The organism is Williamsia muralis NBRC 105860 (assembly GCF_001598915.1).
In the GTDB taxonomy this organism is placed as follows: Bacteria; Actinomycetota; Actinomycetes; order Mycobacteriales; family Mycobacteriaceae; genus Williamsia; species Williamsia muralis.
Genome location: NZ_BDAP01000001.1, coordinates 772182 through 798551 on the forward strand (window position 1 = coordinate 772182; position 26370 = coordinate 798551).

The following is a 26370-nucleotide window of genomic DNA, read 5'->3' on the forward strand; positions in this document are numbered from 1 at the left end:
GGAGCCGTCGATGTCAGCCAACACGAGCGATCCGATCGTAATCTCCGGGATGGCCGTGGAAGCGCCGGGAGGAATCGAGGACGCGGGAGCCTTCTGGGCGGCGCTCGTCGCCGGGCGTGAGCTGATCGGTCCTTTTCCCAGAGACCGCGACTGGCCGATCGAGGAGCTGTTCGCCCTGCACCGGCTCGACGGCTGGAGTGCCGTCGCCGATGCCGGCGGATTCCTCGACGGGGCATCGCATTTCGACCCGGGCTTCTTCGGGATCAGTCCACGCGAAGCGATCGCGATGGACCCTCAGCAGCGGGTCGCCATGCGAGTTGCCTGGCGCGCACTCGAAGACGCCGGTATCAACCCCGGTTCTCTGGAGGATGCGGAGGTCGGTTGCTACATGGGCGTGTCGATCAGCGAGTACGGCCCGCGAGCGGCCGAGGTCAACGAGTTCAGCGGTCACCGCATCACAGGAACCGCGCTCGGCGCGGTTGCCGGCAGGATCTCACACAGCCTCGGACTCGTCGGTCCATCGATCAGTGTGGACACGGCCTGTGCTTCGTCGCTGACGGCACTGCATCTGGCTGCCGGAGCGGTCCGCGACGACGAATGTGATTGGGCGCTTGCCGGCGGCGTTTGCGTGATGGGTTCTCCCGCTGCGTTTTACGAGTTCTCCAAGAACAACGGGCTGGCATCGGACGGACATTGCCGGTCGTATGCGGCCGATGCCACCGGAACTCTGTGGGGTGAAGGGGCCGGTGTGGTCGTCGTCGAACGCGAATCCAGGGCGCGGGCTCTCGGACACCGGATCCACGGGCGTGTGCTGGCAACACGTATCAACCACAACGGCAAGGGAATGCCGATCGTGGTGCCGAGTGCGGCGGCGCAGGTTCGCCTGATCGAGAAGACCTTGGCGGCAGCGGAGGTGGAGGCCGGCGATATCGGCCTGATCGAGGGGCATGGCACCGGGACACCGCTCGGCGACCCGATGGAGCTGACCGCGTTGCAGAACACCTACGGGCAGGGGAGCGCCGGGACGGTGAAGCTAGGATCGGTGAAGTCGAACGCCGGCCACGCCCAGGCTGCCTCGGGGATGCTCGGTCTGATCAAGATGCTGCTCTGCGGCGGCAACGGGCACATCGCGCCGACACTGCACGCCGATCGGCCCACCACGAAGGTCGACTGGGACAGTTCGGCGCTCCGATTGGCCGACGGCCTCGAATATTGGGAGCCGAAAGATGGTGTGCGCTACGGCGCCGTGTCGTCGTTCGGGGTCTCGGGCACCAATGCGCATGCGATCGTCGCGATGCCGGAAAGTGCCGTGGCCGTCGAGACCGCGGGAGCCCGCCATGCGTGATCATCGCCTGCCCGACGGCCGGACCGCGGTTCTTCTGTCTGCTGATTCGCCGGAGCTCCTGGCGGCCGAGGCCGGTGCGTTGTCGGCGTATGTGCGCGACAACCCGACGGTGACCCCGAGTGCTGTCGCGGCAATGCTGATGCGCACCCGTGTGGTCCGCAGACATCGGGCACTGGTGATGGCCTCCGACCGGGATCGCCTCGCTGCCGGCCTGCAGGCGCTCGCGGACGGTGGCGACCATCCGGACGTGGTGCGTGGCCGCGGCCCGGCGACCAGGCGGACAACGGCTTTCGTCTTTCCAGGGCAGGGCAGTCAGTACCCCGGTATGGGGAAGATGTTCTACGACGCGTCACCGGTATTCCGGGACGAGCTCGACAGAATGAACGACATCTTCGTCGACCTGTACGGCATCTCCCCCAGGGACTATCTGCTCGATCAGCAGGAGCGTTCGGTCGACGCGGATGGGCGTGTGCACGAGGACATTCGCGTGGTACAGCCCGCGCTTCTGATGCAGATGATCGCCCTGGCGCAGATGTGGCGTTCGTTCGGCGTGGAACCGATGCTGACGGTGGGGCACAGCCAGGGTGAGATCGCCGCGGCGTACATCTCAGGAGCGATGTCGTTGACGGACGTCATCCACGTGGTGGCCACCCGGGCGAATCTGGTCGTCGAGTTCTCGCCGACCGGCTACTCGATGGCGGTGGTCGCCATCGACCGTGATGAGTGCGAGGCGTTACTGGCCGAACATTCGGGGTGGGCCGAGCTGTCGGTGGTCAATTCCCCGCACATCCTGTGCATCTCGGGTGACCGTTCGACGGTGCATGACATGGTCGGAACACTGACTGTCGCAGGAAAGTTCGCGAAAGAGATCCGGGTCGACTACCCGGCGCACACCTCCATCGTCAGCAGATTCCGAGACGAACTCGGCGAGGCGCTGGCCGACAAGCTCGAGAACTCGAGATTCACGGAGACGTCGACCCCATGCTTCGGTGGCACCCTGGGCAAGACGATGTCGCCGTCACAACCGCTGTCGGACTACTGGTTCTGGAACCTTCGTAACCGTGTCAGGTTCGATCTCGCGGTCGGCGGCGCCGTGCGCAGCGGGGCGGACACCTTCATCGAGATCGCCGAGCACCCCACCCTGGCGCTTGCCATCCAGGAGAACATCGCGACCGCAGCGCCTGACGCGGCGATGCCCGTGATCGGGACGTCGCGTCGCAGCGCAGAAGACCTGCGCGAGTTCACACACAATCTCGCCACCGTCGCCGTGAACGACTCCGGCTATCGGTGGGAGTCCCTCGCTGTCGACGACGTGGAACCCATACCCCCGCTGCCCGATTTCCCTCACGTGCAGATGGCGCGGCGGTCGCTGTGGGCCTCGCATCTGGCGCCTGGGCAGGAACTGGAATCGGCAGTGCCTGAGGAAAACTCGGCGCTGTTTCCCCGTCGCATCACCGAGACGTGGATGCGACTGGCGCGCCGCACGCTGGTGCCACCGCGTTCCATCCTGCTGGTCGACCACACCGGGCGGTGTGAGCAATGGGCCGCCGACCTGTGCGCCGCAGCGCCGGCCCACGGCGCCACCGCGAGCATGTACCGACAGCAGGGATCGTCGGGGTCGGCGCAGTTCGATTCGGTGGTGATCCTGTTGCCGAGTGGTTCCGGCGACACCGTGCCCGCCGCGATCGCGGACCTCTCCGACTTCTTCGGCAACCGGGGCTGGCTGCCGGCCGCGGTCACCGACGCCGCCGAATGCTGGCTGGTGACTGCAGCCGGCGAACACGTGGTGCCAGACGATCCGGTCCCACACCTGTTTCATGCCGCTGCCAACGCCGGATTCCGCTGTCTGGCAGCCGAGTACCCGCGCACGACGTTCCGGCACCTCGATCTTCCCGACGACGGTGCGCCGTCGGCTTCCGCCGTCATCGGCGCTCTGCACATCGCTGCCGAATCAGAGCTGGCCCTGCGCGGCGCTAAGGTCTACGCAAAACGCCTCGCCTACGTCGACGCTGTAGACGGACGCCCCGCACCCGTGCTCGGGGACGCCGCACCGCTCGGGTTCGACGATCCGGCCATCGGTTCGGGTCCCGACGATCACGTGGTGATCATCGGCGGAACCGGCAAGCTGGGTCTGGAGTTCTGTGAGTACTTCGCCGCGGGAGGCGCGACAAGGATCACCCTTCTCAGCCGATCAGGTGAAACCGCCTCCACTGCAGGCCGATTGCGGCACATCCGGAGTCTGGGTGGCGCGAGGGTCGATGTCGTGGCGTGTGACGTCGGTGACGAGGCATCGGTTCTGCAGTTCGTCTCCGATCACGTGACCGAGCCGGTGGACGTGGTGGTACACGCTGCGGTGAACTATGTGGACGCCGAATCCGGCAACATCACACCCGATCTCGTTGCGGCAGCGACACGATCGAAGGTCGTCGGCCTCATGCATGTGCTGGCGGCGACACCGCTGGCACCGCGATGTCGTGTCGTGCTGTGTTCATCGATCGCGGCAACCCTCGGAGGCCGCGGACAAATCCTGTACGCGACAGGCAACCGGATGCTCGATGTGCTGGCGCGCACCCTGCGCGAACAGGGCATGCGGGCGGCGTCGGTGCAGTGGGGGTTGTGGAACGTGCAGGGTCCGCTCGATACGGCCGGCGTCGATCGGGTCGAAGGGGCAGGTGTCATCCCCATGCGGCCCGCGGACGCGTTGTCGGTGGCCTTCACCGGCGCGACGGCGGACACGATCGTCGCCGCGGCCGACTGGGCCGAGCTACACGACATCGTGTCCATGTTCGGGCACGGACCCCTGATCGCCGGGCTGGTCCCCGAACGCACCCCGGCTCAGTTGGCTTCATCCGTGGTGCTGACTACGCCTTCGCCCGTGGCGGCCGGTTCGCCGACGGCGTCGGAACCGGCCGCACCCGAGAAGCCCGCTGCGCCGACCGACAGCGCGGTTTTTGCCGAATTGGTCGTCACCGAGCTCAACCGCGTGATGGGCATCGACGGGGCTGACATCGACCGGACCGTGCCGTTGGTTGCGCTCGGGCTCGATTCGCTGCAGGCGCTCGATTTCCGTCGCCGGGTGAAATCCGAACTCGATCGGGACCTTCCGGTGGAGGCGATCCTGGGCGGCGCATCGTTCGACGAGGTGGTCAGGTTGATGGATGTCGGGTCTGAGACCACCGTCGGCGGGTAACGGTCATCGCACTCCTGAATGTAGGTAAGGACAGGCTTACCATTTAAGCCCGTGTCGTGGTTCAATAGCGCGTACATGCGGGGAAATCATGAAGTGAACAGAAAGCAGATGTGGTGACCGAGAAATCGAACTCGAGTGTCAACGTGCCGACAGTGTTCGTGGCTGCCGGTGTGTCGGCGGTCATCTCTGCGCTCATAGTGTCCATCGGTGTGGTGGGGGTTTTGTTTGCCGTCGACACCGACAATTCGGCGTCGAACTCTGCCGAACCCACCGTGGTGAATCTCGGGGCCGCGGCGAACCCGCAGGGAACCGTGCAGGCTGGAGCCACGGCTCAGCCGACAACCGCTGCGCCCGCCGCTCCTGCGCCGACCACCGCGGCCGCTGCACCCGCACCAGCGGTCGGAGGTGGCACCACCTCGGGTGGCGGCTACGCACCACAGGCCCCCGCGGCACCGGCGACAACCGAGGCGCCCGCAGCCGAAACGGCTGCGCCCGCGGCGTTGTCCGCAGGAGAACTGCAGAACAAACTGAAATTGGTGCTGAACGGTTCGAGTGCGCAGAAAGCCGACGAACTCGAGGCCGGCACCCGGGGTGTGCCGGTGGGCGAGGGGATCGGCAACACGCTGCGGACGTTCGAGCCCGCCGGTGTGAAATGGCGGATCGCGGGACCGGTGACCGTCAACGGAAACACCATGTCCGCCAACCTCATCCTCTCGTCGCCGGGTTTCAACGACGCGACGATGGGTCTGACCTGGGTGTGGAAAGACAACAAGTGGAAGCTGTCGAACACCAGCGCCTGTGAGGTCGCCGGGTACGCGCAGGTTCCGTGCGCGCTGTAGCGCCGCCTGCGTCTACCGTCGGACCGTGATCGCTAGGGGCGTTCCATGCCAGAAGACCTGATAGCCCGCCGCAGAGAACTGCTCCGCCGAAAGCTCGTCGAGAGCGGCCTCGCATCCGACGTCACCGCTCCGGTTCGCACTCGATCGGCCGGTGAGCGCTCACCGCTGTCGGTGGGGCAACAGCGGCTGTGGTTCCTGCAGACCCGTGACCCTGATGACACCACCCTCAACGTCTGTGTGGCATACCGGTTGTCGGGCCGCTTGGACGTCGATCGGTTGCGGGCAGCGCTATCCGACGTGGTCGGACGCCATGAGATCCTGCGCACCTCCTACGGCGTGGGCGACGATGGGATCCCGTACCAGTCTGCTGCCGAGCACGTCGAGGTGCCCTGGAGTGAACACGACCTGACCGATCTCGCGGAGCAGAGTCGCTCTCGCCGTCTCGAAGTGCTCGCCCGACGTGAGTTCGGGCGGCCGTTCGACCTCGCCCGGGACGTGCTGGTGCGGGCGACACTGGTCCGAACCGGCCGCGACGAGTGGGTGTTCATCTTTGTCGTCCACCACATATGCTGGGACGACGACTCGTGGGCGGTCTTCTTCGACGACCTGAATGCGGCCTATGACGGGCGATCCGCACACCGGCCACCGACCCAGTTCCTTGACGTGGCAACCGATCCGGCCGCCCTCGCCGTCGACGACCCAGCGATCGCATACTGGCGCGAATTGCTGAGCCCGGCTCCTGAATGGCTCGAACTGCCGGCGGAGACACCCGGTGTCGCGTCCAAGAACGCAGGCCGCGGTTCCAGGTCGATGCCCTCGGATGTGATGGAGGCGGTGAACGAGCTCGCTCGTGCGGCCTCGACAACACCCTTCACAGTGCTGCTGGCAGCCTTCGGGACATTGATCCACCGGTACACCGGTGCGACGGACTTCTTGGTGGCCGTACCCATCACCGACCGCCGGAAGTCTGGCGCCGACAGGGCGATCGGGTACTTCGGCAACACGGTGCTGGTGCGGACGACCATCGACCCCCGGGCACCCTTCGCCGACCTCATCGCAGCCACTCGAGACAACGCTCTTGGTGCCTTCGGTCACCAGCATGTCGGCATCGACCGGGTGGTGCGCGAGTTGAATCCGGACCGGTCTGGTGGCGACGGTCTCGAACAGATTGTCCGACTGAGCTTTTCGACACGCAAGAGCGCGGTCGGGTTCGCGCTCGACGGTGTGACGGCCGAACAGCTCGACCTGGCCGCCTCGGTGACCCAGATGCCCGTCGGGCTGACGGTGGTGCGCGATGGCGATGACGCATCGGTGGAAGCCGAGTACTTCGCGGATGTGCTCGACCACGCGATCGTGGACGACATGCTGGCCGCTTACGTTCGGTTGCTCCACCAGGCTGTCGCGTCGCCCAGCACACAAATCGTCGATCTCGACATCCTGGGGGAGGGGCGAGCGGAGATCATCGAGCGTTCGCACGGTGATCAGGTCTCCGCGACACCCGCCACGCTGCCGGAGATGTTCGAGAGTCGGGTCAGGGCACATCCGGACCAGCCCGCGATCATCGACGACAGCCACACCCTCACCTACGCCGAGCTCAACGCCCGGTCCAACCGTCTGGCCCGCTGGTTCATCTCACGCGACATCGGACCCGAAGACCTTGTGGCACTGAGTCTTGCTGCGTCGGTCGAGTTCGTCGTGGCGGCGGTCGCCGTGCTCAAGGCTGGCGCCGCGTACCTTCCGATAGATCCGTCCTACCCACAGGACCGGATCGACTTCCTCGTCGAGGACGCCAGGCCGCGAATCGTGCTGTCCCAGGCCGATCTGGCCGCTGCTGAGCAGGCAGCCGAGGCCCTGCCCGTCGTCGATCCGGTGGACGCGGACCGGATCCGCCCTCTGCTCCCGGCTGGTCTGGCGTACGTCATCTACACCTCCGGCTCCACCGGCCGGCCCAAAGGTGTCCCGGTACCCCATGCGGCGATCGCGGACCATCTCGCCGGCTTCCATGCCCAATTCGGGATGACCGCCGAGGACCGGCTGGTTCAGACATCGTCGGTCAGCTTCGATGCCTCGCTGTTCGAGGTGTTCTGCACGCTCACTCTCGGGGCCACGCTGGTGATCCCCAAATCCGATGGCTTGCAAGATATCCCGTACATGGCGGACCTGTTGGTGCGCCAGGGCGTCACCGTCATGCACATGGTTCCCTCCATGCTGGGTATGTTCCTGTTGCTGCCCGGGGTCAACGAGTGGACCACCCTGCGCCAGATACCCGTGGGTGGAGAAGCGCTGCCCGGTGAGATCGCAGACAAGTTCGGCACGGTGTTCGACGCCCAATTGCGCAACAACTACGGCCCCACCGAAGCGGTTGTCGCGGCCACCCACTACCCGGTCGACGGACCCCAGGGTGTCCGGATCGTGCCGATCGGTGTGCCGAACCGCAATGTGACGGTGTACATCCTCGACGCCGCACTTCAACTCGTGCCGACCGGAGTGGTCGGCGAGATCTACATCGGCGGAGAGCAACTCGCACGTGGATACCTCGGCCGTCCAGCGCTGACCGCCGAGAGGTTCGTCGCCGATCCGATGTCGCCGGGTGGCCGGCTGTACCGGACGGGCGACCTCGCGCGCTGGAACGTCGACGGCGACATCGAGTTCGTCGGCCGGATCGATGAGCAGGTGAAGATACGCGGCTTCCGGATCGAACTCGGCGAGGTCGAGTCCGCGCTCGCCGGCCACCCTGCGGTCGCGCGTGCCCTGGTCATCGTCACCGACGATCCACGTGTGGGCGCATCGCTGGCGGCTTACCTTGTCGCCGAACGTGATCAAACCATCGAGATCGGAGCTGTCCGGGACCACGCCGCGTCGGTGTTGCCGGAATACATGGTGCCGAGCGGCTTTGCCGTGATCGACGAGATACCACTCACCGCACACGGGAAACTCGATCGCAGAGCACTTCCGGAACCGGTGAGCAGCCGGCCCGCGGAGTCACGTGCACCCACCACCCCGACCGAGATCCGTGTTGCCGCACTGTTCGCGTCCCTGTTCGGCCGCGATGACATCGGCGCAGACGACTCCTTCTTCGAACTCGGCGGGCACTCGTTGCTGGCGGCGCGCTTGGTCACGCAGATCCGGACCGAGTTCGGAGTGGACATCGACGTCCGGGCGCCGTTCGACACGCCGACCGTTGCCGGCTTGGCGACATGGCTTGTGGCCCAGGTGCGCAGCGAGTTCGGCATCGACCTCGACGCGCATGACGATGACGAAGGCGGAGACTGGGATCTCAGCAGCAGTTCGATCGCGGAGGCTGCGGCGTCATCGTCTCTGACCGGGGCACCGCGACGGCCCGCGATCTCTGCTCGCACCGAGGCGCCAGAACACGTGCCCCTGTCGTACTCACAGCTCGCGATGTGGTTCGCCCGTAGCTTCGAAGGGCCCAGTGCGGTCGGGAACATCCCGATGGCGGTGCGGATCGATGGTCCGCTCGATGTGCCTGCCCTGACCGACGCACTGGGCGACGTGATCGCTCGCCACTCGGCTCTGCGGACAACGTTTGTCGAGCGAGAAGGTGTGCCGTATCAGGTTGTCGGACCCGTCGAGCCCGCGGTGTTGCCACTCACGGTGGTGAACGGCACGTCGATCGCCGAGAAGGAAGCGCGGCTCAGTGCAGAACTCGACCGGGTGGCCGGCCATACTTTCGCGATCGAATCCGAACGGCTGATCCGTACGGAGCTGTTCTCACTCGGCGACAACTCGCATGTGCTGTCGATCCTGGTGCATCACATGGTGATCGACCACTGGTCGTTCAATCTGCTGCTGGCCGACGTGGCCACCGCCTACCGCCACCGCCTCGGTCATCGGTCGGCGCCGCCCTGGCTGCCCCTGCCGATCCAGTACAGCGATTACGCGTTGTGGCAACGCGATCTCTTCGAACCAGGCGCGGTGGCGCACGACGTGGGTGATGCGCAGCTCGAGTACTGGCGGTCGACGTTGGCGGGCATTCCCGACCACATCACCGTCGCAGCGGACCGTCCTCGGCCCGCGGTGCTCGGAAAGACCGGCGAGATCGTGACTTTCGCGGTGCCCGCAGATCTGCGCGCGAAGTTGCGTGCGGTGGCCGATCGCGTCGGCGTCAGCGAGTTCATGTTGCTGAACTCTGCGGTGGCGACCCTGCTGCACAAACTGGGCGGTGGCGACGACATCACCATCGGCACGCCGGTCGCGGGCCGGACCGACGATGCCACGGCCGACATCGTCGGACTGTTCGCGAACATGGCGGTGTTACGCAACGACTTCAGCGGTAGCTTGACGCTGCACGACGTCCTCATCCGCGGGAGAGATGCAGCGCTGGGAGCGTACGCCAACCAGGACGTGCCCATCGAGCGCCTCGTCGAAGCGCTCAACCCGCGCCGCACCCGGTCGCGTAATCCACTGTTCCAGGTAATGATGCACTTTCGAGATGAGCACGGCCGGGATGAGCACAGCCGAGATGAGCACGGCCGCGAAGAGAGCGGTGCCTCCAGTGCATCGGCACTGACCGACGGAACCACGATCTCGTTGCTGCCGGTGGACTTCGAGACATCGTTCCTCGACCTGAACATCATCTTCGCCTCGCAAGCCGATGGCGGTCTGGCCGCACGCCTGGTGGCATCGACGGATCTCTACGATCGCGACACCGCCGAAGAGATGGCCCGCCGAATGATCGTCATGCTCGGGCACTTTGCCGACCACGTGGACACCCCGGTGGAGAAGGCGGACGTGCTTCTTGCCGACGAACGCCACCGCCTTCTCGACCAGTGGTGCGATGGAGGACCGCTTGATGTCGAGGCCTTCCGAGCCAGGATGAATGCCCTTCCTGCCGGCAGCGACACAATTGCGATCCGGCGGGGCGACGATGTCCTCGACTACCGTTCCCTCGCCGATGATCTGGCACGCAACGACAACGCGGGTGGCCCGCTGTCCGATGTCGTCACGGTTGTGCGCGATGCGCTGCGCGGACAACCGTGTCAGCTTCCGGTTCCGAGCACCGACACGATTCGGTTGATCGCTGTTCGTTCCGGCGACCCGGTGATGGTCTCGGAACTCCTCGCCGGATTGTCGGACGGGGCAACCGTGGTGCTCGCCACCGACTCCGAACGAACCGATCCAGCCGCACTGGCCGCTGTGATCGCCGGCCAGTCGGCGCAGCGAGTGGTCGCTTCACCGGACATGCTCGGCATGCTCCCGCACTCGGGGGTGTCGATGATGCCGTCGGTGCGGACCTGGGTGGCTGCCTCGGTCAGCACCCAACCATCTCTGGGCGAGACGCTCGGGTCCCTGTCTGCCGGTTCGGTTGCTGAGTACCGTTACACGGCAGGGGATCCCGACGCCATCGTGGTGACGGGCGAACTGTCCGGTTCCCACTCCGGACGTCCGGCCCCAGGATCGAAGGTACTGGTGCTCGATGCACACCTCGACCCGGTTCCGCCGGGGGTGGTGGGCGACGTCCACGTCCAGGTGGCGGGGTCGGGACCTGTGTGCACCGGTGACAGGGCGAGGTGGGACCGCACCGGTTCGCTTGTCTTCCAGATGCATTCCGAGGCCACGGTGGCCGGTGGGGTCGTGGGCGTCGCCGGCGGTGGCGAACAGCCCCAGACCGACACCGAGCGCGCGATCTGCGATGTTCTCGCGGAGTTGCTGGACATCGACGGCGTGGGTCGTGATGACAACTTCTTTGCACTCGGTGGCGACAGCGTCATCTCCATCCAGCTCGCGGGAAAGCTTGCAGCCGAGAACATCCCGCTCACGCCACAGATGATCTTCGATCACCACACGATCGCCGAGGTTGCCGCCGCAGTCGACGAGGCCCGTGCCGCAGCTCCCGGATCGGATGAGGACCCCGAAGCCGGCCGGCCCGAGGCCCCCGCAGCGACCCATGCGCCGATGTCTGTCTCCGGGTTGAGTGACGACGCCCTGGCAGCCCTGACCGCGTCGTGGAAACCGGGTTCATGACCGAGGACGTGGTCGATCGCCCCGCACCCGCCATCGAGGATGTTCTGGCACTGAGTCCACTGCAGGAGGGCCTCTTCTCACTCGCCGAGATCGCGGGCGACGACCTCGATCTGTACACGATGCAATTCATCGTCGAGATCAGCGGCGATGTGAACACCGAGTTGTTGCGCAGAAGCGTCGAGGTGATCCTCGAGCGCCACCCGAACCTGCGGGTCTCCTTCTGGGACCGCGACATCCCCAAACCCGTACAGATCGTTCCCACCTGGGTCGAACTGCCGTGGGCCGAGCGTTCCGCGACCCCGGACGAGTTCGATTCCATCGCCGGATCCGAGCGGCGACGCAAGTTCGATCTGTCCCAGGGCCCCGCACTGCGTGTGGTGCTGGTGAACATGCCTGACGACCGCCGGCGACTGTTGATCACCGCGCACCACATCTTGATGGACGGATGGGCCGTCGCGATCTTCTTCCAGGAGATGTTGGCTGTGTACGAGGCGGGCGGCGATGGCAGGTCATTGCCTCTGCCGCGGCCATACCGCGACTACATCGGCTGGCTGGCGGCCCAGGACGATGACTCCGCGTTGGCGAGTTGGGTCGACTACCTCGCGCCGTTACGTGGTCCGGTGATGCTGGCCGAAGGCCGCGGGGCCCAGCCGGATTCGGTCCCCCGGCGCACGAGAGTTCAGCTGAACCGGTCCGACACCACCAGGCTGACATCGTGGGCACGGACCCAGGGTCTGACGGTGAACACCGTTGTCCAATACGCCTGGGCAGTGGTGTTGGGACGGCTGACCGATCGGCGTGACGTGGTGTTCGGCACCACCATCTCGGGTCGGCCGGACTCCCTGCCAGGCGTCGAGGGCATGATCGGTCTGTTCATCAACACTGTTCCCTCTGTGGTCGTCTTCGAACCCGGCACATCGGTGGCAGAAAGTCTTGCGGCACTGCAGCGAGACTCTGCGCGCATGCGCGATCTCGGCTATCTCGGTCTGTCTGCGGTGCAGCGTGCCGCAGGGCACGGCAGTCTCTTCGACACCCTGTTCGTCTTCGAGAATGCCCCGATCGGTGCGGTGACCGAACCTCTCAGCACCAGCGATGGGACGCGGTTTCTGCCCGTGGCGATGGAGAGCCTCGCGCACTACCCACTCACCATCGCGACATACCTGCAGAACGGTTCCTTGGTAGTGATGGCCGAGGCCATCGACGAGGCCCTTCCGCACCTGCCCGCCGCAGACATCGCCGAGCGGATCCTGCACGTGCTCAGGCAGATTCCCGATTCTGGGTCTGCCGGTCCCGATACTCTCGACGTGCTGTTACCCACCGAGCACACTGCCGTGGAACGCGGTACCGCCGTCGATGACGTGCCCACCGGAACCATCGCTGCCGCGTTCCTCCGCCAGGCCGCGGTGACCCCGGAAGCGACCGCCCTCACCACCACGACCACCCAGTTCACCTATGCCGAATTGCGCGACCGCACACTGCGTGTGGCCCAGGAACTCCGCCACCGTGGAGTCGGTCCGGAAGACGTGGTGGCGATCGCGCTGGAGCGGTCGGCCGAGTCGGTGATCTCGATCCTCGGTGTACTGGCCGCCGGTGCTGCATACGTCCCCGTGGATGTCGCGCTGCCGGCGGCACGGATCGGATCGATTCTGCGACAGTCGAACTCCGCTTTCGTGATCACCAGGTCAGATGTGCTGCCCGCGGAGCTCCTGGGCGGTGCCACCACCGTACTGCGGCTCGACGACCCGGCGGTGATCGATTCGATCGCACGCCGAGAACCCGTGCCGCCATCGGTGCCGGACGAGTCCCACCTCAGCGCCTATCTCATCTTCACCTCCGGTTCGACCGGTGAACCCAAAGGTGTCATCGGTACCAATGGCGCCGTGCTGAGCTACTTCGCCGACCACCGGGACCGGGTGTACGCGCCCGCGAAGAATCGCCTCGGCCGCCCGTTGCGCATCGCTCACGCGTGGTCACTCAGTTTCGACGCTTCGTGGCAGCCACTGGTCGGTCTGCTCGACGGGCACAGCGTCCACCTGTTCGACTCGGAGGACATGCGTGATGCCGACGCCCTGGTCGAGGGGATCATCACGCACGGAGTCGACATGATCGACACGTCCCCGTCGATGTTCGGGCAACTCTCGGGTGCCGGCCTGATCCCGGCGAACAGCACACGCACACCGCTGTCGGTGCTGGCACTCGGCGGCGAGGCCATCAGTGCGGCGCTGTGGAAACAGTTGCAAGAGTTCGACGATCTGGACGTCTACAACTGCTATGGACCCACCGAGACCACTGTCGAAGCCGTGGTCGCAACGGTCAAGGATTCACCCACACCCACGGTTGGTCAGGCCGTGGACCGCATGACGGCGCACGTTCTCGATTCTGCGCTACGTCCCGTTCCGCGTGGGGTCGCCGGGGAGCTGTATCTCGCCGGCGAGCAGGTCACCCGCGGTTACGCAGCGCAGCCCGGGATGACCGCCGGCCGGTTTGTCGCCGACCCCACCGGTACCGGCGACAGGATGTATCGAACCGGGGACCTGGTCCGGCACCTGCCCGACGGCAAGCTGACCTTTCTCGGCCGGGCTGACAGTCAGGTGAAGATCCGGGGATACCGCATCGAGATCGGCGAGATCGAGAGTGCCTTGCGCGGCGTGCCGGGTGTGAAAACGGCTGCGGTGGTGGTGCTTCGACGTGCGGCTGGGGCCACGCTGGTCGGATTTGTTGTCGGGAAATCCATTTCGGATCAACAGGTTCGTGCGTTCCTCGCCGAACGCCTGCCCAGCCATATGCTTCCCGCCCGAGTGCTGACGCTCGAGTCCTTGCCGATGACATCAAACGGTAAGCTGGACAACGACATCCTGACGAATCTGGCGCGAGACGCACTGTCGGCCAGGACAGGAGCCGATGCGCTGCCGTCGACGGACACCGAGCGAGCCCTGTGCACGGCGTTCGCCGAACTGATCGGCGGGCCCCCACCAGGCGTCGACGAGGACTTCTTCGATCTCGGGTTGGACAGCATCGTCGCCATGTCGCTGGTGAACGCGCTCAGACGGTTCGGCGTGCACGTCAGTCCACGAGCGGTTCTCGAGAACCCCTCGGTACGCTCTCTTGCCGCGGCCATCGATGCCGGTGAGGTGGCCGTGGTCGACGGCGACGGCGAGCACGACGGTCCCGGCGAGGTGGTTGCGCTGCCGATCGTCCGCTGGATGTACGAGTACGGCCGTTTCCGCCGGTTCACCCAGACAACCCTGATCGCATTGCCCGAGGGTGTGACGGACGGCGACGTGCAGTCGGTGCTGCAAGCGCTGCTCGACCGTCACGACATGCTGCGATCGAAGCTGTACTCCGATCCGTCCGGTCACCGGCTCGTGACGCGAGAGATCGGGTCGGTGAGCGGGGCGGACGTCATCGAGACGGTTGTGGTCGGCGAAGACCTGGGCCGTGCAGTCGAGGACGCCGCCCGGATCGCAGCGGGACGCATCGACCCCGAAGCCGGCGCTATGATGGCCGCTGTTCGATTGCAGAACCCGGTCGGTGGCGACGTGTTGCTCCTCGCCATCCACCATCTGGCGACAGATGCGGTGTCCTGGCAGATACTGTTCGGCGATCTCGCCGAGTGCGGACGCGTGCTGAGCGAAGGATCGGTGCCCGTTCTGGGACGTGTGTCCACCTCCTATCGACGCTGGACGCACGTGCTCACCGAGCGGAGCGGATCCGAAGACGTTCTTGCGCAGCAGGATTATTGGATCGGTCAACTCGCGGGGCCCGATCCGGAGATCGGGGAGCGGGCACCCGATCCGGCCGTCGACGACTGGTCGTCCCTGCAGACCACCGACGCACACACCACCACCGAGATCACCGGCCGCGTGCTGGCGAAACTGGCGGGTCAGGACGCCGGGATGCGCGAGTTCCTGCTGACTGCCCTCACCATTGCCGTGACGACGTGGCGAACGGTCAACGGGCAGGACAACACCGGCGGTGCTCTGATCGCCCTCGAGGGACACGGCCGCGAAGACGGCGTGGTGGCAAGCGAAGTGGACACCTCCGAGACTGTCGGGTGGTTCACCAGCGTCTTCCCGGTACGGCTCGGTGCGGGCAAGCCGGTCGACCTCGACGCGGTCACACGCGCCCCGGAAGTCGCAGTTGCCCTGTTGGATTCGGTCACCTCGCATGTCAACGCCATCCCGCGTCGCGGGATCGATTATGGCTTGCTGCGCCATGTCGAGCGGGTTGCGGGACTCGTGGATCTCGCCGACCCGCAGATCGAGTTCAACTATCTCGGCCGGTTCGATCTGAGCTCGGCCGGAGCGACGGACAACCCCCGAGCGTGGTCGGCCATCACCGACCTCGAACTCAACGGCCATCTGCCCACCGCTCCAGAACCCGAGTTGCCGCTCCGGTACGCACTGGACGTGGTCGCGGTGGTCCGGGGCACGGCCGAGGGGCCGCAGTTGGTCACCAGCCTGCGCTGGAGTGAGTCGCTGATGAACGCCAGGCAAGCCGACGATCTCGCCGGTATCTGGCAGGAGTCCGTGGCCGCGCTCGCCCGCGCCCTCTGACGTCGGTTCTCGTTCCGCGACTGGGCTGTTCGAGTCACCGACGCGGGGAGCCGAGTACCAAACTGCCCATGGCACATTCGATCATCTCATCGACCCCGGCCAGTTCGGCGAATGCGGCAGTGTCGCAGTAGCCCTGCGCCACCGACCCCAGGCCCATGTCGGTGGCCACCAGCGACATCGTCTGGGTCAGCACCCCGACATGCTTGAGCATGACTGCGTAAGGAATCTGCTCGTAGGTCCACATCACCCGTCCTACGCGTGCGGCGAAGACGAACAGGATCTGCGGCAGCTGTCCGTCGGCGAGAGTCAGTGACGACGGGGTGAGCAGCCGGCTGATCGCCGGATGGTCGATGGCGGCCACCGGACGCAACGCGTGATCGAATGCGTCGTAGTGGTACATCCCTGGAGCGAGTCCGTGTACCTGTCGCACAACGGGATACACCTCCATCTCGTACAGACCCCCGCCCGACGGGAACGGCTTTGACGGGAACTCCTCGTCCCCGATCACCCGCAGCGTCCGGTTCCGTGCCGTGCGAAAGAGGAACTCTCCGAGTTGGTCGACGGTGGGCGGGGACTGAGCCGCGAAGTCTCGACACGAGGTGCGGTCCTCGATCGCGGCGGTGAGTGAGTCCCCGGCGACGCGCAGGCTGTCCAGGTCAGGGGAAGGCAGGGCGATCGGGTCTGTTGCATAGGCGGTCTTGCGAGCGGGCAGTGGAGGGAACGTGCCGGCCGCCCATTTGGTCGGGCCGAAGCGTCCCCAGTCTCGTGTGCGCACACCGAACGTGCTCCGGCGGTGGAACCACAATTCGTGTGGACCCCAACTGCGGGTGGCGAAGTCGTCGTGCTCGGATCGCGGGTCGGTGACAAAGCCCGCCCAACCCAGGTCGTCGGCCAACCTGGACAGGGCATCGGGAGAGAGCTCCCCGGTGGCGGACAGCCCTGCGATGGCCGCGAGCACCCGCCCGTCGTGTATCTCGATGTCACACCACGACATCGGATGTTCTGCCACACAACGGTCGTCGTTCCGATGGATCACGGCGAACTTCGAGAGGGTGATCGGTAACCGGCCGGCCTCGGGGGTCGTTCGCGGCGGCGGCGGCGCGAAAGGCAGCAGCGAGTACAGGTCCACTCCGCCCGACCGGACGGTGACCGTCAGCAGTCCGGCCGCGACGAGTCGATCGAGCAGAGGGCTGACACGGGTGTCGGCCGGGTCGAGTTGGGTGGGTTCTCGGCCCAGCGCTTTGAGAAGTCGGATCTGTTCGGGTGACAGCCCGGTGAGGCGCTGTTTGTCGGGCAACAACACCGCCACGCCGCCGGGTCCGGTCATGCAGGACGCCCCCGGCCGGAAGGCGTAGACGAACTGCAGGTCACCCACCGAGGGTGGGCTCGCCCCGGTCACTTGGCAGCGGCGTCGAATGCGGGCGTGATCTTGTCGAGGACGTACGGAAGCGACAGCGGCGACGGTTGATTGATGCCGCTGATCTCGGCGACACTGAGCCACGACACGGCTTTGTCCTTGACCGAGGTCAGGTTCTTGTATCCCGGCAGACTTTCCAGGGCGCCCCGCATCTGCGGTGAATTGGCCGTCACCACCAGCAGATCCGAGTTCATCAGCGGCACGTTCTCGGTGGAGATCGGGAAACGCGGTTCGCCGTTCTTCTTGAACGTCTCGAGCAGGCTGGGGGCCATCGCCATACCGAGTGACGAGAACAGGGTGGCCGCACCGTCATTGGGGTCACCGAAGACCTGAATCTGATCGTTGGTGAACATGTATGCCAGCGAAAAGGTCTTGCCGTTCAGCCCGGGATGGTCCTGCTTGATCTGGTCGACCTTGGCGTGGACGCCATCGATGATCTCCTTGGCCTTGTCGGGCTGGCGCAGCACGGTGCCCATGAAGGTCACCATGTCCTCCCACGGATCGACCTGCTGGCCGGTGATCGACGGGATGGTGGGGGCGAGCTTGCTCAGCTTCTCGTAGGTCTCCTGCTGTTCGCCGAAGTTCGTCGACAAAATGAGCTGTGGATCGACGGAGGCGACCTGACTGGCGACGTCACGAGCAGGGTCCACCGACTGCGACGAGGCAAGGCGCTCGCCCACCCACGGCGTGGGTTCCTTGGTGAGCAATTCGACGTTGTCGAGGTAGGCCACCGGCGTCACACCGAACGCGAGGGCAACATCGGTCCACTGGGTACCGAGGGTGACGATCCGTTCCGGCGTGCCGTCGATGGTGACCTGACCCATCGAGGTGTTCACCTGGATGGGACCGCCTGCGGAGTCGTCCTTCTCCTCGGGGGAACTGCACGCGGAGATCAGCAGGATCAAGACGGCGAACACTGCGGTGAGGGCCGGGGCCCCGAGACGGTTGAAGCGGGTGGGCATCTGCACTCTTTCGCTGACGGTCATTTCCAGTAGGCCTGCGACTTGATCGCGGACTTGGGGATCTTGTGTATCGACTTGAGCGACTTGACGATGTCGCGCGTGGTGTGGAACTCGCAGGCAACCCATGCGTATGCCCCTGGGCCGCAACTCAACTCGCTCGCGGCCTTCCGCAGAGCCTGCCCCTTGTCTCCGCGGTCGAGCCACTGCACGGTTGTGCGGGGAGTGGAGCGCAGCGGTAGATCGCGATCCGAGTCGTGCTGGCACTCGAGCCAGACGCGCACCGGCACGTCGCCGACGACGTCGAGCAGCGAGTTGATCGCAGGCAGGGACGCGGGGTCGCCGAACAGGAGGTACTCGGCTGGGGGCGGTGTGGGGATCTCGAACTTCGAACCCATCACCGACGCGTCGATCTCGTCGCCGGCCACCGCGGAGGTCGCCCAGTCCGATGCCGGGCCGGGGTGGAGCGCGAACTCGATGTCGAAGCGGTCGGCCGCCGGGTCGGGGTCGACGAGGGTGTATCCCCGTTGCTGCACCTTGTCACCGTTCGGGATCCACAGCCGGATCCACTGGGTCGGGTGACTCGGGTGGTGTTCCAGCAACCCCCCGGCTGCGAATCCGAGACGGATGTAGCGGTCGGTGATCTGCTGATTGCCTGTCACCGTGAGTCGGTAGTCGTTCGCCCCGAACGCCTTGAGGGCCAAACCGGACAGTCCTCTGGTCATGGGGTGAGCTTAGCCTAAGCTCCCTATGAATCGGGTTGCCGTGTTGTAATGGGCAAATGCAGCCGCAAGACGACGATCCGACGCAAGAGATCCGGGCCGTCGAACCGGAATCAGGCGTCAACACGGCGACCGTTCTCGTGGCTGTCGGGGTCTCGGCCGTGGTCGCCGCCCTGATCGTGACCAGCGGGCTCGTCTTGATCCTCATCCTCCACACCCGGTGAACCGCCGTCAGTTGCACAGGCTGTGTCGCCCCGGTGACGAGTTTGTGTGAGGGGTGGTCGGATGCCGCCGACGACCGTCATGATGGTCACTGCGTCCGTGGCGTCCTCCGATGGCGCCGAAGAGCTCAGTGAACGATGATCTCTCGAAGGCGCCGAGTACCGAACTGACAGGATCGAAGTCATGACTGGCCAGACCACCACCGCATCGTCGCTGTACCGCGATTTGACCAGGATCACCCGGGCACTGCGTCAGCGGACCGGCCAGCATTCGCAGCCTCTCAGTGCGTTGTCGGCGATGTGGGTCCTGATGGCCGCCGAGGCGCCGATCCGGCTCTCCGAACTGGCCGAACGTGAAAACGTCACGGTGCCAACGATGTCGCGGATCGTGACCGCTCTCGAACGGGACGGTCTGGTGGCCAGGACCGCCGACCCGGCCGATGGCCGGGCGAGTCTGCTCGCCCTCAGTGACGCCGGAAACGAACTGGTGAACGGCAGCCGATCGCGTCGTATCCAGGCTCTGGAGAAGGCACTCGACGGACTCGATTCCGCCGAGCGCGAAGTGCTGGGCCGCACCCTGCGCGTGGTCGCCGACGAGTTGGTGGAAGACCGCGACCAGTGACCCGCCCGTCCTAGCCGAGTTCGACGATCACGGGCGCGTGATCGCTGGCGCCCTTGCCCTTTCGTTCCTGACGGTCGATCTCGGCACCGGTCACCCGAGCGGACAGCGCCGGTGAACAGAGTGCGAAGTCGATGCGCATCCCCTCTTTGCGTGGGAACCGCAACCGTGTGTAGTCCCAGTACGTGTACACCCCCGGGCCAGGTGTGTGGGGGCGCACCACATCAGAGAACCCGGCATCGACCACCGCACGGAACGCCTTGCGCTCGGGCTCGGATGTGTGTGTTTTGTCGGCGAAGAGTGCGGGGTCCCAGACATCGTCGTCGGTGGGGGCGATGTTCCAGTCCCCGGTGAGCGCGATCTGCGCCGTCGGGTCGTCGGTGAGCCATCCCGCCGCAGTATCACGCAGCGCAGCAAGCCATTCCAGCTTGTATGTGTAGTGGGGGTCGTCGAGGCTGCGGCCATTGGGCACGTAGAGACTCCACACCTGCACCCCACCACACGTGGCACCGATGGCCCGGGCCTCGACCGCGGGATCCACGTCGGCGTCCTTGCTGAATCCCGGCTGGTTGTCGAATGCGGTGCGGACGTCGGTCAGCCCGACCCGCGACGCGATGGCCACGCCGTTCCACTGGTTGTACCCGATCGTGGCGAGGTCATATCCTGCCGCCGCGAACCCCATGGCGGGGAACTGGTCATCGCTGCACTTGGTCTCCTGCATGGCCAGCACATCGATGTCGGCCCGTTCGAGCCAATCGACGACCCGTTCACTCCGGGCCCGGATGGAGTTGACGTTCCAGGTGGCGATACGCATGCCTCCGAGTTTTTCATACCGGAGGGGTAGGCTGGCGACACCGGGACCTATCAGGTTCTCAATCAAGGGATCGCCACATGGCCGACAAATCGCCCCGTCAAGGAATGTCAAAGAAGTCCGGCAAGTCCCTCAAAGAAAAGCGTGCCATCAAGAAGGGCAAGACCGAGTCCGCCCCGGGCGAGACCATCTTCAGCGGCAACAAAAAGCGCTGACTTGCAGAATCTTTCGATCGGCATACTCGCTCACTCGGCAAAAGAAAACGAACGACGGCTACCGATTCATCCTCAGCACTTCCGCAAGATCGAGCCGGGCGTGCGGAGTCGGATCTCGCTGGAGCACGGCTATGGCCGGCATTTCGGGGTGACCGATGCCGACCTGCGCCCGCTGGTCGGCAACATCGGCACCCGTGAGCAGCTCATCGCCGACTGCGACGTGGTGTTGCTCCCCAAGGTCCAGGCCACCGATCTTCTGGATATGCGTGTGGGACAAACAGTTTGGGGATGGCCGCATTGCGTGCAGGACGAGGCGCTGACGCAGGTCGCGATCGACCGGCGACTGACGCTCATCGCCTTCGAGGCGATGAACCACTGGACCGCCGAGGGCGGCTTCGCGCTGCACGTCTTCCACAAGAACAACGAACTTGCCGGATACAGCTCGGTGCTGCACGCGCTCGAGTTGGCGGGCAAGACGGGTGACTACGGCCGCAGGCTCAAGGCGACCGTGATCGGGTTCGGCGCCACCGCGCGTGGCGCAGTGACCGCACTGAACGCCCACGGTGTCGACGACGTCACCGTGTTGACGAACCGTGACGTCGCGGCCGTCGGCTCACCCATCCACTCGACCCAGATCGTCCAGCTAGAGCACGGTGAATCGGGCGAGCCCCAGGGCATGTGGGCCGAGTCGGCAGACGGGCGGGTCCCGGTGGCCGAGTTCCTCGCCGGCAACGACATCGTTGTCAACTGCGTCCTGCAGAACACCGACATGCCGTTGACGTTCCTGGACGAATCCGATCTGGCTGGCTTCGCGCCCGGCAGCATCATCGTCGACGTGTCGTGCGACGAAGGAATGGGCTTCAGCTGGGCGCGGCCCACCACCTTCACCGATCCTTCGTTCATGGTCGGCAACAACGTTCTGTACTACGCGGTGGACCACAGTCCGTCGTATCTGTGGGACTCGGCCACGTGGGAGATCAGTTCGGCGCTGCTGCCGCATCTCGAGACGATCCTGCAGGGGCCCGCAGCGTGGGACCGTGTCCCGACCGTGTTCCGGGCAATCGAGATCCGTGAGGGTGTCATCAAGAATCCGAACATTCTCTCGTTCCAGCATCGGTCCGCCGAATTCCCGCATGGGGTGGAAGCTGCCGAAAGACGAAACACGTACGAAAACTCACGCTAACGGTGCGGTTTCAGTCGCCGGATACCTTGCGGCATGACTGAAACCGTTGCACAGTCGGAAACCTCCGACTATCTCGAAAAGCGTCAACTACGCAAGGGCACGGCCGGCTGGGTGCTGCTGGCCGGGCTCGGCGTGAGTTATGTGATCTCTGGCGACTACGCCGGCTGGAATGCAGGGCTGCTCGAGGGTGGCTTCGGTGGACTGCTCATCGCCTCGATCATCATCGCGGCGATGTACCTCGCGATGGTCCTCGGCATGGCCGAGATGTCCTCTGCGTTGCCCGCGGCCGGGGGTGGCTACACCTTCGCCCGTCGGGCGATGGGCCCGTGGGGTGGTTTCGCCACGGGCACGGCCATCCTCATCGAGTACGCCATCGCGCCTGCTGCGATCGCCACCTTCATCGGGGGTTACGTCGAATCGCTCGACCTGTTCGGCATCTCCGATGGCTGGTGGGTCTACCTGGCCGTCTACGTGGTCTTCATCGGCATCCACCTGGTCGGGGCCGGTGAAGCACTCAAGGCGATGTTCGTGATCACCGCCGTCGCACTGGTCGGCCTGGTGATCTTCGGGATCGCCGCCCTCGGCAAGTTCGACGCGGGTCTGCTCACCGACATCGCCCCGGATCCCGACGCCGCGGGATCGTCGGATTTCATGCCGTTCGGATACCTGGGCATCTGGTCTGCGCTTCCCTTCGCGATCTGGTTCTTCCTCGCGATCGAAGGTGTTCCGCTCGCTGCGGAGGAAGCCGAGAACCCGGAGAAGAACGTGCCGCGGGGCATCATCGCCGCAATGGGCGTACTGCTCCTGACCTGCGCGCTGGTGTTGTTCCTCGCCACCGGGGCCCTCGGGGCCCAGGGTGTGGGGGAGTCTGCCAACCCGCTGGTCGACGCGCTCAACGGCACCACCGCGACCGTCGTCAACTACATCGGGCTGGCCGGCCTGGTCGCGAGCTTCTTCTCGATCATGTACGCATACTCGCGTCAACTCTTCGCGCTGTCGCGTGCGGGCTACCTGCCGACCGTGTTGTCGGTGACCAACAGCCGCAAGGCGCCCACCTGGGCGCTGATCATCCCGGGTGTCATCGGGTTCGCCCTGACCTTCACCGGTGAGGGTGCGATCCTGCTCAACATGGCGGTCTTCGGGGCGGCGCTGAGCTACGTGTTGATGATGGTGAGCCACATCGTGCTGCGCGTTCGCGAGCCCGAGATGGAACGGCCGTACAAGACGCCCGGAGGCATCGTCACCACCGGATTCGCGCTGGTCATCGCGGTGGCATCGGTGATCGCCACCTTCCTGGTCGACACCACCGCTGCTTTGTGGTGTCTGGCAGCGTTCGTCGCGTTCATGGCCTACTTTGGCCTGTACAGCCGCAAGCACCTGGTGGCGTCCTCGCCCGACGAGGAGTTCGCCCTGCTTGCCGAGGTCGACAAAGAAATGGAATGAGGGTGTGACCGTCTATCGACACACGCTTGCCGGCACCACCTACGCCTTCGGCGGCTTGGTCGAGCTGCTGGCAAAGGCCACTCCACGCCGAAGTGGCGACGAGTTGGCCGGGTGTGCTGCCGAGTCGGACACCGAGCGGGCGGCAGCGCAGTGGGCATTGGCCGACGTTCCGCTCACCGTGTTCCTGTCCGAGGCGGTGGTGCCGTACGAATCCGACGAGGTCACCCGGTTGATCATGGATTCGCATGACAGCGAAGCCTTTTCGCCGGTGTCGTCGCTGACCGTCGGTGGTCTTCGTGACTGGCTGCTCGAGGTCGCGGCCTGGCCCTCAGACGTCGCGGCGACGACATTCCGGAACGTCGCGCCGGGTCTGACGCCGGAAATGGTTGCGGCGGTGAGCAAGTTGATGCGCAACCAGGACCTCATCGCGGTCGCCAAGGCGGTTTCGGTGGTGACGGCGTTTCGCACCACGATCGGCCTCCCGGGTCGGCTGGCCACACGGTTGCAGCCCAATCATCCGACCGACGATCCGACCGGGATCGCCGCGGCGACCCTGGATGGTCTGCTGCTCGGATGCGGCGACGCGGTGATCGGGATCAATCCGGCCACCGATTCACCACACGCCACATCTGAACTGCTGTTGTTGCTCGACGACATCCGTCAGCGGTTCGAGATCCCAGTGCAGTCGTGCGTGCTGTCGCACGTCACCACCACCATCGGCTTGGTGGAAGCCGGTGCGCCGGTGGATCTGGTGTTCCAGTCGATCGCGGGAACCGAGGGGGCGAACAAGGGGTTCGGCGTGGATCTGGCGCTGTTGCGCGAGGGCAACGAAGCGGGCAGGTCGTTGTCGCGCGGGACTGTCGGCGACAACGTGATGTACCTCGAAACCGGCCAGGGGTCGGCCCTCTCGGCAGGGGCACACCTCGGAACCGGTGGTAGGCCGGTGGATCAGCAGACCCTCGAGACGCGGGCGTACGCCGTTGCGCGAGAACTGGATCCGTTGCTGATCAACACGGTCGTCGGCTTCATCGGCCCCGAATACCTCTACGACGGAAAGCAGATCGTGCGGGCCGGACTCGAAGATCACTTCTGCGGCAAGTTGCTGGGGCTGCCGATGGGTGTGGACGTCTGCTACACCAACCACGCCGAGGCCGACCAGGACGACATGGACGATCTGCTCACCCTGCTCGGGGTTGCCGGCGTGCCGTTTGTCATCACCGTCCCCGGAGCCGACGACGTGATGCTCGGCTACCAGAGCCTGTCGTTCCACGACGCCCTGTACGCGCGGCGGACGCTCGGACTCAAGCCGGCTCCAGAGTTCGAGGCGTGGCTCGACAAGGTGGGAATGCTGGGAGCCGACGGCCGGGTGCTCGACCTGGCCCCCGAGTCGTCACCGCTGCGCAGCCTGACGGGGCCGGTGGCCTGATGAGCGACTTGTGGGACGGCCTGCGTTTACGGACCGCTGCTCGAATAGGGTTGGGGCGCACCGGCGATTCGCTGCCCACCAGCCGAGTGCTGGAGTTCGCCGCCGCGCATGCCGCCGCTCGCGACGCGGTGCACCAGCCACTGGATGTCGGGGGCCTCGCGGCCGCAGTGGCCGAAGTGGGTCTCGGCGAGCCCATCGTGGTCACCAGCAAGGCATCCGACCGCAGCGAATACCTGAGGCGTCCGGATCTGGGCCGCACACCGGACGACCTGGCGGCAGTCTCGGACGTCGGCGCGGACATCGGCTTGGTCCTGGCGGACGGGTTGTCACCGATTGCCCTGTCCGAACATGGAGCCGGATTGCTCTCGGCACTCAAAGACGTTCTGGCGCCGCGCTACTCGCTCGCTCCGCCGGTCATCGCGACCCAGGCGCGAGTGGCCCTCGGCGACCACATCGGCGCGGCTCAAAAGGTCGGGACACTGATCGTCATCATCGGCGAGCGGCCGGGGCTGTCGGTAGCCGACAGTGTGGGCATCTACCTCACCTACCTCCCGGAGCCCGGCCGGGCGGATTCGATGCGCAACTGCATATCGAACATCCATCCGCCCGGAGGTCTCGGGTACGCCGACGCCGCACGCGTCTGCGCGGCGCTGGTCGAAGGTGCCCGCAAGCTGGGGCGCAGCGGTGTGGACCTCAAGGACAACAGCCGGGCCCTCACCTGACCTGCCCCTCACCCTCACCCTTACCCTCGCCCCTCACCCTCACCCAAATTCGCTCCACTTACCTGCGTTCGATCCGGTTGCACCGGGCGCGAACGCAAGCAGGTGGAGCGAATTTGGCGGGTGGGTCAGAGCCCGGGGCCCTCGGCGCGCAGGTTGTCGACCTCGTCCATCGCCGTTCGGAGTTTGCCCAACCACTCGTCGGTATGCGCGCCGACCAGTTTGACCGACCACGCCAGCGCGTCGGCGCGGGAGCGGGCAACTCCGGCATCAACGAGAGTGTCGAGCACCTGACGTTCGGGCTGGCGGAGCCGGGTCATCACCGGAACGGCGATGTGGGTGAACAGGATTCGCTGATCGCCGACCCTGACGCCCCATGACACCTTGCGCGCATAACGGGCCTGTGCCTCGTCGGCGATGGCCATCCGTTCACCGCGGGTGTCCTCTCGAAAACGCGACGCCCGACCTTCTGCTGCTGCCGCCGCGTTCCCCTCCTCGCCGGTGTCCGGCGGTGTGAGTGTGCCGATCACGGTGATTTCATCTCGGTCGACGGTGACCTCGACAGGTCCCGAGAACCAGTTGTCGGGAAGTCGTCCGGCGAACCAGGCGGCAGCGTCGCCGGCGTCGGGTAGTTCGGCCTGTTGCCAGCCGCCGCGGCGTCCGGCTCCCGGACCGCGCGAGCCTCGGTGTTCGTTTTTCATGATGTCTCCTCGGTAGGTG

16 protein-coding genes are annotated in these 26370 nt (G+C 65.7%); 11 read left to right on the forward strand and 5 right to left on the reverse strand.

Annotated features, from left to right (window positions below):
• Nucleotides 1–10: 10 nt before the first annotated feature.
• From WIMU1_RS03810 to WIMU1_RS03830, 5 genes are all read left to right on the forward strand, one after another.
• A complete protein-coding gene (locus tag WIMU1_RS03810; RefSeq protein WP_062795180.1) occupies nt 11–1345 on the forward strand; it encodes a beta-ketoacyl [acyl carrier protein] synthase domain-containing protein in 1335 nt (444 codons plus the stop codon).
• Nucleotides 1338–4535, forward strand: a complete 3198-nt coding sequence (gene nbtC / locus WIMU1_RS03815) for a nocobactin polyketide synthase NbtC (protein ID WP_084248060.1) — start codon at nt 1338–1340, stop codon at nt 4533–4535. Before WIMU1_RS03810 ends, nbtC begins: the two co-directional genes overlap by 8 nt.
• Nucleotides 4536–4648: 113 nt before the next feature.
• Nucleotides 4649–5374: an MTB12 C-terminal domain-containing protein gene (locus tag WIMU1_RS03820; RefSeq protein ID WP_133248644.1), complete on the forward strand. Its 726-nt coding sequence runs from the start codon at nt 4649–4651 to the stop codon at nt 5372–5374.
• Nucleotides 5375–5419: 45 nt separating this feature from the next.
• Nucleotides 5420–11359, forward strand: a complete 5940-nt coding sequence (locus tag WIMU1_RS03825; protein ID WP_062795182.1) for a non-ribosomal peptide synthetase — start codon at nt 5420–5422, stop codon at nt 11357–11359.
• Nucleotides 11356–15915 carry a non-ribosomal peptide synthetase gene (locus tag WIMU1_RS03830; RefSeq protein WP_062795817.1) on the forward strand — a complete coding sequence of 1520 codons (4560 nt, stop codon included), beginning with the start codon at nt 11356–11358 and terminating at the stop codon, nt 15913–15915. The genes WIMU1_RS03825 and WIMU1_RS03830 overlap by 4 nt, the downstream gene beginning before the upstream one ends.
• A 34-nt stretch (nt 15916–15949) precedes the next feature.
• On the opposite strand, the gene WIMU1_RS03835 is transcribed toward WIMU1_RS03830, so the two are convergent.
• The 3 genes from WIMU1_RS03835 to WIMU1_RS03845 all read right to left on the reverse strand — a co-directional run bounded on the left by WIMU1_RS03835 (nt 15950) and on the right by WIMU1_RS03845 (nt 19016).
• Nucleotides 15950–17242 (reverse strand): SagB family peptide dehydrogenase, encoded by a 1293-nt coding sequence (locus tag WIMU1_RS03835; RefSeq protein WP_174548706.1) that lies wholly within the window; start codon nt 17240–17242, stop codon nt 15950–15952.
• A 68-nt stretch (nt 17243–17310) separates the two neighbouring features.
• Nucleotides 17311–18294, reverse strand: a complete 984-nt coding sequence (locus WIMU1_RS03840) for an ABC transporter substrate-binding protein (protein WP_062795821.1) — start codon at nt 18292–18294, stop codon at nt 17311–17313.
• Between the two features lie 20 nt (nt 18295–18314).
• The gene (locus WIMU1_RS03845; protein WP_062795183.1) at nt 18315–19016 is read right to left on the reverse strand and encodes a siderophore-interacting protein; all 702 of its coding nucleotides are present in this window, start codon (nt 19014–19016) and stop codon (nt 18315–18317) included.
• Between the two features lie 56 nt (nt 19017–19072).
• On the opposite strand from WIMU1_RS03845, the gene WIMU1_RS26090 reads away from it, so the two are divergent.
• Nucleotides 19073–19237, forward strand: a complete 165-nt coding sequence (locus WIMU1_RS26090; RefSeq protein WP_156045404.1) for a hypothetical protein — start codon at nt 19073–19075, stop codon at nt 19235–19237.
• Nucleotides 19238–19418: 181 nt separating this feature from the next.
• Nucleotides 19419–19856: a MarR family winged helix-turn-helix transcriptional regulator gene (locus tag WIMU1_RS03850; protein ID WP_023955497.1), complete on the forward strand. Its 438-nt coding sequence runs from the start codon at nt 19419–19421 to the stop codon at nt 19854–19856.
• A gap of 10 nt (nt 19857–19866) precedes the next feature.
• Here WIMU1_RS03850 and WIMU1_RS03855 read toward each other — a convergent pair whose 3' ends face one another.
• Nucleotides 19867–20667: an exodeoxyribonuclease III gene (locus WIMU1_RS03855; RefSeq protein ID WP_062795184.1), complete on the reverse strand. Its 801-nt coding sequence runs from the start codon at nt 20665–20667 to the stop codon at nt 19867–19869.
• Between the two features lie 213 nt (nt 20668–20880).
• On the opposite strand from WIMU1_RS03855, the gene WIMU1_RS03860 reads away from it, so the two are divergent.
• The 4 genes from WIMU1_RS03860 to eutC are packed head-to-tail and all read left to right on the forward strand — an operon-like array spanning nt 20881 to nt 25653.
• A complete protein-coding gene (locus WIMU1_RS03860; protein WP_062795185.1) occupies nt 20881–22062 on the forward strand; it encodes a N(5)-(carboxyethyl)ornithine synthase in 1182 nt (393 codons plus the stop codon).
• Between the two features lie 33 nt (nt 22063–22095).
• Nucleotides 22096–23505, forward strand: coding sequence for an ethanolamine permease (eat, locus tag WIMU1_RS03865; protein ID WP_062795186.1), 1410 nt, complete (start codon nt 22096–22098; stop codon nt 23503–23505).
• A gap of 4 nt (nt 23506–23509) precedes the next feature.
• A complete protein-coding gene (locus WIMU1_RS03870; RefSeq protein ID WP_062795187.1) occupies nt 23510–24931 on the forward strand; it encodes an ethanolamine ammonia-lyase subunit EutB in 1422 nt (473 codons plus the stop codon).
• Complete coding sequence (eutC, locus tag WIMU1_RS03875) at nt 24931–25653, forward strand: ethanolamine ammonia-lyase subunit EutC (RefSeq protein ID WP_062795188.1); 723 nt, start codon at nt 24931–24933, stop codon at nt 25651–25653. Before WIMU1_RS03870 ends, eutC begins: the two co-directional genes overlap by 1 nt.
• A gap of 125 nt (nt 25654–25778) precedes the next feature.
• Here eutC and abmR read toward each other — a convergent pair whose 3' ends face one another.
• Nucleotides 25779–26351: an ATP-binding transcription factor AbmR gene (gene abmR, locus WIMU1_RS03880; RefSeq protein ID WP_062795189.1), complete on the reverse strand. Its 573-nt coding sequence runs from the start codon at nt 26349–26351 to the stop codon at nt 25779–25781.
• Between the last annotated feature and the right edge of the window lie 19 nt (nt 26352–26370).

Bases quoted from the DNA above. Each gene is read 5' to 3' on its own strand.
- WIMU1_RS03835 (WP_174548706.1), bottom strand. From the start codon at position 17,242: ATGACCGGACCCGGCGGCGTGGCGGTGTTGTTGCCCGACAAACAGCGC.
- WIMU1_RS03840 (WP_062795821.1), bottom strand. From the start codon at position 18,294: ATGCCCACCCGCTTCAACCGTCTCGGGGCCCCGGCCCTCACCGCAGTG.
- WIMU1_RS03855 (WP_062795184.1), bottom strand. From the start codon at position 20,667: ATGCGTATCGCCACCTGGAACGTCAACTCCATCCGGGCCCGGAGTGAA.
- abmR (WP_062795189.1), bottom strand. From the start codon at position 26,351: ATGAAAAACGAACACCGAGGCTCGCGCGGTCCGGGAGCCGGACGCCGC.
- nbtC (WP_084248060.1), top strand. From the start codon at position 1,338: ATGCGTGATCATCGCCTGCCCGACGGCCGGACCGCGGTTCTTCTGTCT.
- WIMU1_RS03845 (WP_062795183.1), bottom strand. From the start codon at position 19,016: ATGACCAGAGGACTGTCCGGTTTGGCCCTCAAGGCGTTCGGGGCGAAC.
- WIMU1_RS03825 (WP_062795182.1), top strand. From the start codon at position 5,420: ATGCCAGAAGACCTGATAGCCCGCCGCAGAGAACTGCTCCGCCGAAAG.
- WIMU1_RS26090 (WP_156045404.1), top strand. From the start codon at position 19,073: ATGCAGCCGCAAGACGACGATCCGACGCAAGAGATCCGGGCCGTCGAA.
- eutC (WP_062795188.1), top strand. From the start codon at position 24,931: ATGAGCGACTTGTGGGACGGCCTGCGTTTACGGACCGCTGCTCGAATA.
- eat (WP_062795186.1), top strand. From the start codon at position 22,096: ATGACTGAAACCGTTGCACAGTCGGAAACCTCCGACTATCTCGAAAAG.
- WIMU1_RS03830 (WP_062795817.1), top strand. From the start codon at position 11,356: ATGACCGAGGACGTGGTCGATCGCCCCGCACCCGCCATCGAGGATGTT.
- WIMU1_RS03850 (WP_023955497.1), top strand. From the start codon at position 19,419: ATGACTGGCCAGACCACCACCGCATCGTCGCTGTACCGCGATTTGACC.
- WIMU1_RS03810 (WP_062795180.1), top strand. From the start codon at position 11: ATGTCAGCCAACACGAGCGATCCGATCGTAATCTCCGGGATGGCCGTG.